The 7,565-nt window shown below is 38.7% G+C and carries 12 protein-coding genes; 5 read left to right on the top strand and 7 right to left on the bottom strand.

What is annotated here, in order from left to right:
* The 3 genes from CDOM16190_RS10310 to CDOM16190_RS10300 all read right to left on the bottom strand — a co-directional run.
* Nucleotides 1-805: retention module-containing protein (locus CDOM16190_RS10310; protein WP_170020740.1), on the bottom strand; the 805-nt coding region annotated here is incomplete at its 3' end.
* A gap of 174 nt (nt 806-979) precedes the next feature.
* Complete coding sequence (locus tag CDOM16190_RS10305) at nt 980-1,396, bottom strand: hypothetical protein (RefSeq protein ID WP_170020732.1); 417 nt, start codon at nt 1,394-1,396, stop codon at nt 980-982.
* The gene (locus CDOM16190_RS10300; protein WP_170020730.1) at nt 1,396-1,767 is read right to left on the bottom strand and encodes an L-arabinose ABC transporter; all 372 of its coding nucleotides are present in this window, start codon (nt 1,765-1,767) and stop codon (nt 1,396-1,398) included. The genes CDOM16190_RS10305 and CDOM16190_RS10300 overlap by 1 nt, the downstream gene beginning before the upstream one ends.
* 85 nt (nt 1,768-1,852) lie before the next feature.
* Between CDOM16190_RS10300 and CDOM16190_RS10295 the strand changes: the two genes are divergently transcribed.
* The 5 genes from CDOM16190_RS10295 (at nt 1,853) to CDOM16190_RS10275 (ending at nt 4,553) form a co-directional block, all read left to right on the top strand.
* Nucleotides 1,853-2,365 (top strand): ATP/GTP-binding protein, encoded by a 513-nt coding sequence (locus CDOM16190_RS10295; protein WP_170020728.1) that lies wholly within the window; start codon nt 1,853-1,855, stop codon nt 2,363-2,365.
* Nucleotides 2,366-2,442: 77 nt separating this feature from the next.
* The gene (gene dut / locus CDOM16190_RS10290; protein WP_170020726.1) at nt 2,443-3,138 is read left to right on the top strand and encodes a dUTPase; all 696 of its coding nucleotides are present in this window, start codon (nt 2,443-2,445) and stop codon (nt 3,136-3,138) included.
* Nucleotides 3,135-3,866, top strand: a complete 732-nt coding sequence (locus CDOM16190_RS10285; RefSeq protein ID WP_170020724.1) for an EI24 domain-containing protein — start codon at nt 3,135-3,137, stop codon at nt 3,864-3,866. The genes dut and CDOM16190_RS10285 overlap by 4 nt, the downstream gene beginning before the upstream one ends.
* 85 nt (nt 3,867-3,951) lie before the next feature.
* Nucleotides 3,952-4,143, top strand: coding sequence for a hypothetical protein (locus tag CDOM16190_RS10280; protein WP_169976189.1), 192 nt, complete (start codon nt 3,952-3,954; stop codon nt 4,141-4,143).
* A 14-nt stretch (nt 4,144-4,157) separates the two neighbouring features.
* Nucleotides 4,158-4,553 carry a polyketide cyclase gene (locus CDOM16190_RS10275; protein WP_170020722.1) on the top strand — a complete coding sequence of 132 codons (396 nt, stop codon included), beginning with the start codon at nt 4,158-4,160 and terminating at the stop codon, nt 4,551-4,553.
* 16 nt (nt 4,554-4,569) lie between these two features.
* On the opposite strand, the gene CDOM16190_RS10270 is transcribed toward CDOM16190_RS10275, so the two are convergent.
* From CDOM16190_RS10270 to CDOM16190_RS10255, 4 genes are all read right to left on the bottom strand, one after another.
* On the bottom strand, nt 4,570-5,343 hold the full coding sequence (locus CDOM16190_RS10270; RefSeq protein WP_170020720.1) for an ABC transporter ATP-binding protein: 774 nt from the start codon (nt 5,341-5,343) through the stop codon (nt 4,570-4,572).
* Nucleotides 5,343-6,326 carry a FecCD family ABC transporter permease gene (locus CDOM16190_RS10265; protein ID WP_170020742.1) on the bottom strand — a complete coding sequence of 328 codons (984 nt, stop codon included), beginning with the start codon at nt 6,324-6,326 and terminating at the stop codon, nt 5,343-5,345. The genes CDOM16190_RS10270 and CDOM16190_RS10265 overlap by 1 nt, the downstream gene beginning before the upstream one ends.
* Nucleotides 6,327-6,370: 44 nt before the next feature.
* Complete coding sequence (locus CDOM16190_RS10260) at nt 6,371-6,781, bottom strand: hypothetical protein (RefSeq protein WP_170020719.1); 411 nt, start codon at nt 6,779-6,781, stop codon at nt 6,371-6,373.
* A gap of 35 nt (nt 6,782-6,816) precedes the next feature.
* On the bottom strand, nt 6,817-7,565 hold a 749-nt coding region (locus CDOM16190_RS10255), incomplete at its 5' end, for an ABC transporter substrate-binding protein (protein ID WP_170020717.1).

The following is a 7,565-nucleotide window of genomic DNA, read 5'->3' as shown; positions in this document are numbered from 1 at the left end:
TCGGTTGATTTGAACCACCAGAACCACCAGAACCACCAGAACCACCTGGTTGATTTGGTTGATCAGGTTGATTTGGTTGATCAGGTTGATTTGGTTGATCAGGTTGATTTGGTTGATCAGGTTGATTTGGTTGATCAGGTTGATTTGGTTGATCAGGTTGATTTGGTTGATCAGGTTGACTTGGTTGATCAGGTTGACTTGGTTGATCAGGCTGACTTGGTTGATCAGGCTGACTTGGTTGATCAGGCTGACTTGGTTGATCAGGCTGACTTGGTTGATCAGGCTGACTTGGATTTATAGGTGCTGGAGCATTTGGTTCTGAAGCATTAGGCATAGAGCTGGAATTTGCACTAAAAATACTTGAAGATGATTGTGGAACATTACTTAAACCTCTAAAACCTTCAAATACATTGCTTATACGTCCGGCATCAATAAAGCTTGTTGACCCCAAACTAGCACCTTCTAAATTAACAGAAGATCCTCCGCCTGCCGCAGTAGCTTCTAAATTCTCTAATCCTTGTCCTTCTAATATGGATTTTTGCAAATCTCCTATGCCTGCTAGAACATTACTACTAGAACCTGAGTCTATCAAGGATTGGTCTAATACAAGTTCGTCATTACCAAGTATAGTTATTTCTACACCATTTTTATTAGTAATAATAACCTTTGCGTCAGGAGATAGAGTCACAACTTTTTCTCCAACCATTAATTCATCACCTACTTTAAGAACTCTTTCATTACCAAAAGAATCTATTGCAACAACATTTCCGAATAGTTGCTTTACAACGCCTACTAAATTTGACATGTTCATCCTTTTTAAAATTTTATTTTGCATGAATTATATCAATTAATATAAGATTAATATATTGTACTTTAGTACAATATGAATGCGATATATTAAAAATTTTTGTAAAAATATTGAATCCAGATAGTAAAAAATAGATATTTCAATAAATTGTGTAATTATTTCAGCATAAATTTAAATCAAAAATTTTCTGTTCCACTCTATCTTTTTTCCAAAGCCAAGCGCATTATGGGTGAATTTTACCCAAGTTAGTTTTATAGTGAAAATTTCAGGCCTCATCGCAAGTGCATAGGGAAATCTCTTAAAGTAAATTTTACTCTCACTTTCATTGGCTCGCCTCATCATGCCTTTAAACTGCACGCCTTTTATATTGCCCACTATCTTCGTATCAAGTGCAATGGTGCCTGCAACCTCACTTGAAATTTCAAGCGCTTTAATGTGAGTCGTTTTATCATCTCCGGCTACGATAAGACTAAAATTCTCTCTATCAAAGGCATAAAAACAGCTTGCCGCGTAGGGTTTAGCATCGCTTATAACAGCAAGGCTAAGCAGGTGCATCCTGCTTATAAATTTTAAAATTCTCTCATCCATTAGCTTAAAAATCCCACAAAAAATGCCGAAACTTGAGTGAAATTTAGCGTTATGTAAGATACGATCAATATCCAAAAAGCAAGCAAAACAAGCTCAATTTTTAAGAAATTTCCCTCAAATTTTTTAAACGCTAAAGTCGCAGCCAGTCCGCCTAAAACGCCGCCGATTAGCGAAAAATAGTGAATTGCGGAAGGCTTTACAAATTTAGGCAAAAGATCTTTAAAAAATAGCGCAAACATAACAAACGCAAGCAAATTTGCAAGTAACAGATAATAAGCGATAACCGGAATTTGCGGATAGAATTTATGCAGGATAAAACTCAGACAAGCTATCGCAATAAGCGCAAAAACTCTCGCTCCAAAGCAGCACATTTTAAGCCTTTTTTGTTTAATTTTACAAAAATCGCTATTAAGTTTGGTTGAGATTTGACGATTTAAAAAACAAAAAAGGATTTTTATGCAGATTAATTCAAGCTACGCAAATTTCAACAACTTCGACTTCAGCTTTAAAACCAGTAGCGGAGATGAGATCAAATTTTCGATGTATGATAATAAAAGCGTTGAATACGAAAGCTCTCGCTCCTCAAACGCTCAAAGCCGCTCTTTGACGCTAACGCACGAGTATGGATATAGCTTTTCTTATGTCGGAAACGGGCTTGATGAAAACGATAAAAAAGAGTTAGCTAAAGCGCTTGAAAGTATCACTCCTAAAATAGACGAGTTTATGAAAAACGTAAAAGCGGACGAAACTCCTGCATTTACTAAACTCACAAACCTTGCAAACAGCCTTAAAAAAGAGCTTCCTGCCATCAAAGATATAAATCACAAAAATTTTGTCAGCGAAGGCACTCTAAGGCTATTTGACGAACTGCTAAAGCAAAACAAGGCTGACTTAAACCTGCTTGAAACTTCCAAAAAGCTATTTGATAATTTAATCGAGCAGCTTGACAGCTTCAAACTCTACGTTTAGTCTAAATTTAGCGTTTGCAATGTAGCTGTTATTAAATTTTCGTTATAATCTCGCAATTTGAAAATAAGGAAATTTTTATGAATGCGCAAGAGATGATAACTCAAATGCTAAATTTACAGCAAATTTTAAACGACGAAACCAACGGCATAGGCTGGGAAGAGGGCATAAATAAAAACGGCAAGCTTATAAACTGGAGACGCTGCATATATATGGAGTGCGCCGAGCTCATAGACAGCTTTGCATGGAAGCACTGGAAAGACATAAACGCGCCTACGAACAAAGAAAATTTACGCGTTGAAGTTGTTGATATCTGGCACTTTTTGATGAGCCTTATGCTTGAACAATACAAGATAAAAAATTTAGGAGATATAACTAAGCTAAGCGAAGATATCTGCGCTTCAAGCGGATTTAACGAATTTTGCAAAGACGCTTACAATATCGAAGACGAAAGCATCTATGAAGTGATGAACGACATAGAGATGCTCATACACAAATCAAGCGGATTTGAATTTCAGCTGTTTGACCTGCTTAAAGTGTATTTTGCGATGAGCCTAAAATGCGGCGTAAATTTACACTCGCTATATGAATGCTACATCGGCAAAAACGTGCTCAATAGCTTCCGCCAAAACAACGGCTACAAAGACGGCACTTACAAAAAAGTCTGGAACGGCAAGGAAGACAATGTCATCATGAGCGAAATTTTAAAGCTAAATTTAAACGGTGTAGACGAGATATACAAAGCCCTTGAAACAGAGTATAAAAAAGTAAAATGATAAAGAATTTTAACCTCGCCGTCAAGGACTTTTTAACGGCTAAATTTCTTATCCTTTCGACCCTGCCGCTTGTGCTTAGCATTATTATTTTAGGTGCGCTTATGATATTTGGCGGCAAGGAAATTTACACAGCCTTAAGCATGGGTGCCGCAAGCGGGGATTTTAGCTTTTTAGACGAAAGTGCTCATCCTTATATCACCGCGATTTTATCATACGGCGTTACGAAGTGGGTAGTTTCTGCTCTCTTTTATCTGACGGGTACATTTTTAGTGCTTATACTTTCAGTTTTTATAGCACTCATCGTGGCCGGGTTTTTAACTCCGGTCGTAACTGACGAGATAAACAAAAGACACTACAAACTGCCCAAATTTGAAACCATATCGCTAGCTAGATCATTAAAGCTTATGGCAATTGTGATAGGCAAATTTAGCCTTCTTTTTCTCATAAGCCTCCCGCTTTTATTTGTGCCGGTCTTAAATTTATTCATCATAAACGTGCCGTTTTTTTATCTTTACTATTCGCTTTTATTTATCGATATCGGCTCAAATACGCTTAGCAAAAACCGCTTTGAGGTAGCTCTGCTTGACATGGGTGGATATGAGTATAAATTTACCGCTCTTATATTTTATCTGCTTTGTTTGATACCGCTTGTCGGGCTGTTTTTGCAAATTTTCTTTGTGATTTACTTTTCGCACTTTTTCTTTCAAAAAGAGCAAATTCATCTTTAAATTTGCTACAATTTGAATTGATTTAAATCATCTTGGCTTTTTAAATTTCAAGTTAAAATAAGCAAAATTTCAAAAAGGATTTATAATGAAAATAAACGGAATTTATGCATGCAACGTCTGCGGAATAACCAGCGAAGAAAACTCAAACGCCGTATTTATCCACGCTCACAAAAACGGTCAAGAGGTTGAAATTTGCACCAGCTGTATCCCAAGCGTAGTGCATGGATCAGGTCTTGTCGTAAAATCAAACGAAGAATTGCTTGACGATATGGACTAATCTCAGGATGAAAGATGACAACTTGCACTACCACCTCAAAGATAAACTGCGATATCAAAAGAGTTTGGCAGGTTGTCACCTCTTTTAAAGAGTGTGCGTGGCGCAGCGATCTAAAAGAGACTAAAATTTTAGATGAAACTCACTTTGTAGAAATTTCAAAAAACGGTCGCCAAACAAATTTTAAAATCACTCTTTTTAAGCCTCATGAAAGGCTTGAGCTTAAGATAGAAAATGAGAGTATAAAGGGAACTTGGATCGGAATTTTCAAAGAAGAAAACTCGCAAACCATCTTAAATTTCACGGAAAAAATAAAACCTAAAAATAAACTTCTAATACCGATTCTATATCTTTATCTAAAAAGACAGCAAAATTTGTATATTTCAGACTTAAAAAGAGCCTTAAACTGCTAAAGTTTGGCTCTTTGGCTTAAAGCGGATAAGTTAAACAACAACTTCGCTTTACACTCTCAACGAAGCTCACATCAAGCGCAGTATCATAAAGCCGGCTTAAATTTTCGCTTTTGATTATCTCGCTTACACTCCCGCACTCGACCTCTCCGCCGTTTTTCACAAGTGCCACAACTCCGCCAAGCAAGATGGCAAAGTCAGGATTATGCGTGGTTAGGATTATGGTGTAGCCCTTTTCAAGCAGCCATTTTGCCATCTTTAAGAACTTATACTGGTTGCCAAAATCAAGCGCAGACGTAGGCTCATCAAAGATGATGAGTTCAGGCTCGGCAGTAAGGGCTCTGGCGATAGAACTCATCTGCTTTTCTCCTCCGCTCATTTGAGTTATAAATTTGCTCTCAAGATGGCCAATACCAAGCATTTGGATGTATTTTTTAGCTGTTTCGTAGTCCTCTTTGGCAGGCTTAGCAAAAATTCCAAGATGAGCCGCCCGACCCATTGTGATGTATTCAAGCGCGCTGTATTCGTACTCGCAAACCTCGCTTTGAGCCACATAAGCCATAAGCTTAGCTCGCTCTTTGTTGCTCATATCAAGCACGTTTCGTCCATTTAGCATGACCTTGCCTGAATTTGGCTTAAGCATGCCGCTCATTAGACCAAGCATGGTTGATTTGCCTGCGCCGTTTTTACCAAGCACGGTTAAAAATTCACCCTTTTTAAGGCTTAAATTTACGTTTTTAAGACGTCCGGCACCGTTTGAATAGGCAAAATTTAGATCGATTATCTCAAGCATCAAACAACCCTTTTGTTTTTAAAAAGCACCCAGATGAAAAAGGTCGTGCCGATAAAGCCCGTAAGCACACCAAGAGGCACTTCACTAACACTCATCGTGCGAGCCAAAGTATCAACGATAACCAAAAAAATCGCACTCATAAATATGCTTGCCGGTATGCTTCTTGAGTTATCGGCTCCTACTAGCATGCGTGCAAGATGAGGCATCAAAAGCCCTATCCAAGCCACTATACCGCTTATGCAAACGCTACTTGCCGTAAGCAACGTCGCACAAACTATGATGACGCCTCGCTCAAGTGCGACATTTACGCCAAGCCTAGCAGCACCAAGATCGCCAAGCGAGAGCAAATTTATCCGCCAGCTCATAAGTATGAGCAAGATCACGCAAACCACCATGACAGGAGCAAGCACGTATAAATTTGACACATCTACCTTAGCCAGGCTTCCAAGCTGCCAATAAACAATGTCAGCTAGCTTAGTTTCTGGGTCTGCGATGTATTTTAAAAAGCCGATTATCGACATCATTAGTCCACTTACGATGACACCTGAAAGCACGAGCATAAGAGTGCTTGCTCGACCCATAAGCTTTGGTATGCTTAGCGTCATGCCAACGGCGATCAGCCCACAGACAAATGCCATAGCCTGAATACCAAGCAGTGAAAAATCAAGCAGTATCGCACTGGCTGCACCTACGCAAGCGCCCGCTGAGACACCAAGTAGATCGGGGCTTACAAGCTGGTTTCTAAAAACTCCTTGATACGCGGTGCCGCTTACTCCAAGCGCAGCTCCTACTAAAATCGCCGCAATAATGCGAGGAAGGCGAATCTGCGTAACGACGTTATAGATATTTTGAGGTATCTCAAACTCAAATCCGATCAAAGCCAGCATAGAGCGCGCCACATCGCTAAAACCCACGCTAAATCTACCTATGCCAAGAGCCAAAACTGCCGTTATAAAAGTAAGCGCGACAAGCAAGATGAGCATAAATTTAAACGAGAATTGCCTTTTTATCAGTTTTAAACTCACAACTAGCCTTTAAAAGTAAATTTCGCAAAGATAACCTGAAATGCGTTAACTACAAACATAGGCAACGCAAGCAGTGCAAAAAGCAAGGCAAACTCATGTATCATAGCGCCTTGGGTAAGTAAAAAATAAAGCAATATAGCTATCATGATCTCGCCAAATGGCATTATTAAAAGATTATAAAGCACCTTTTTATCGGCTTTAAAATTTACAAATTTAAGATACAAAAACGACACAACCGAAGGCAGAAAAAAGAGCAGAAATAAAATCAAAATTTCATGCAAACAAAAAGAGCCTAAAAATTTTAAATTCTCATCATCATAAAACAAAGAAGCCATGCAAGCTATCGCGATAGCCAAAACCGCTCCGCCCAATACAAAATAGTTAAAAGCCAGCTTTTCGTAAAATTCTTGCATGAGCTTCTTTCTTTGATAGTTTTATGAAATTTGAACTATTTACCCTCCGGACTTAGTCCTTTTAGGATGTAGCCAAACTCCTCGTCACTTAGTTCGTAGTTCATAAATTGCTTATAAAATTTCTTAGTTTTAGCCTTCATATCGATATTTTGAAACTTCTCAGGATGCAAGATTTTAGCCGCCCAAAGTATCTGAAGAGCACCTTCTGAGCCATATCTATCCCAGCTAAAAACTCCGCTTGGATTTCCATAAACTCGCTTATCTTTAACCGCTTTTAGTCCCGAAAATACTACGTCTTTATAGATTTTTTCAACGGCTTGCTCGTTTTTAACGCCTCCAACGATGATCACATCAGGATCTGCCTTGATGATCTCTTCGGCGGTGATCTCTATCATATTGCCCTCTTTTTCGATGGCGTTAACTCCGCCTGCAAGCTCGATCCACTCGTTTATGATAGTCTTTTTGCCATCAACCTTTAGCAAATTTGTGCCGTTTAGTATGTGAAGCACTTTTGGGCGATCGGAGGCTGAAATTTTGCTTGTGATGTCATTTACGAGCTTAAAATTTGCGTCAAAATAGTCATTAAACTCTTTAGCTTTTTTAACCGCATCATCGCCGATTATCTCAGCTGTCATCATCACACTTTTTTTCATATCGTCATAGTTTGTAAAAAGCGCGTAAAATACGTTAAATCCATGCTTTACCAGCTCTTCGCGGTAGTTTTTGTTTGACACGATTATAGCATCAGGAGCTAGCTTTACGAGTTCTTCTATCTGGATATCGT

The sequence above is a fragment of the Campylobacter sp. RM16190 genome (assembly GCF_012978835.1).
GTDB lineage: Bacteria > Campylobacterota > Campylobacteria > Campylobacterales > Campylobacteraceae > Campylobacter_A.
The sequence above is the reverse complement of the archived record's forward strand: the minus strand, read 5'-3'. Positions and strand labels throughout refer to the sequence as shown.

What these genes read in the sequence shown, in the direction of transcription:
- CDOM16190_RS10305 (WP_170020732.1), bottom strand. Translation starts at nt 1,396, where the DNA reads ATGGATGAGAGAATTTTAAAATTTATAAGCAGGATGCACCTGCTTAGC.
- dut (WP_170020726.1), top strand. Translation starts at nt 2,443, where the DNA reads ATGAATGCGCAAGAGATGATAACTCAAATGCTAAATTTACAGCAAATT.
- CDOM16190_RS10265 (WP_170020742.1), bottom strand. Translation starts at nt 6,326, where the DNA reads ATGCTCATCTTGCTTGTCGCGCTTACTTTTATAACGGCAGTTTTGGCT.
- CDOM16190_RS10260 (WP_170020719.1), bottom strand. Translation starts at nt 6,781, where the DNA reads ATGCAAGAATTTTACGAAAAGCTGGCTTTTAACTATTTTGTATTGGGC.
- CDOM16190_RS10300 (WP_170020730.1), bottom strand. Translation starts at nt 1,767, where the DNA reads ATGTGCTGCTTTGGAGCGAGAGTTTTTGCGCTTATTGCGATAGCTTGT.
- CDOM16190_RS10270 (WP_170020720.1), bottom strand. Translation starts at nt 5,343, where the DNA reads ATGCTTGAGATAATCGATCTAAATTTTGCCTATTCAAACGGTGCCGGA.
- CDOM16190_RS10275 (WP_170020722.1), top strand. Translation starts at nt 4,158, where the DNA reads ATGACAACTTGCACTACCACCTCAAAGATAAACTGCGATATCAAAAGA.
- CDOM16190_RS10285 (WP_170020724.1), top strand. Translation starts at nt 3,135, where the DNA reads ATGATAAAGAATTTTAACCTCGCCGTCAAGGACTTTTTAACGGCTAAA.
- CDOM16190_RS10295 (WP_170020728.1), top strand. Translation starts at nt 1,853, where the DNA reads ATGCAGATTAATTCAAGCTACGCAAATTTCAACAACTTCGACTTCAGC.
- CDOM16190_RS10280 (WP_169976189.1), top strand. Translation starts at nt 3,952, where the DNA reads ATGAAAATAAACGGAATTTATGCATGCAACGTCTGCGGAATAACCAGC.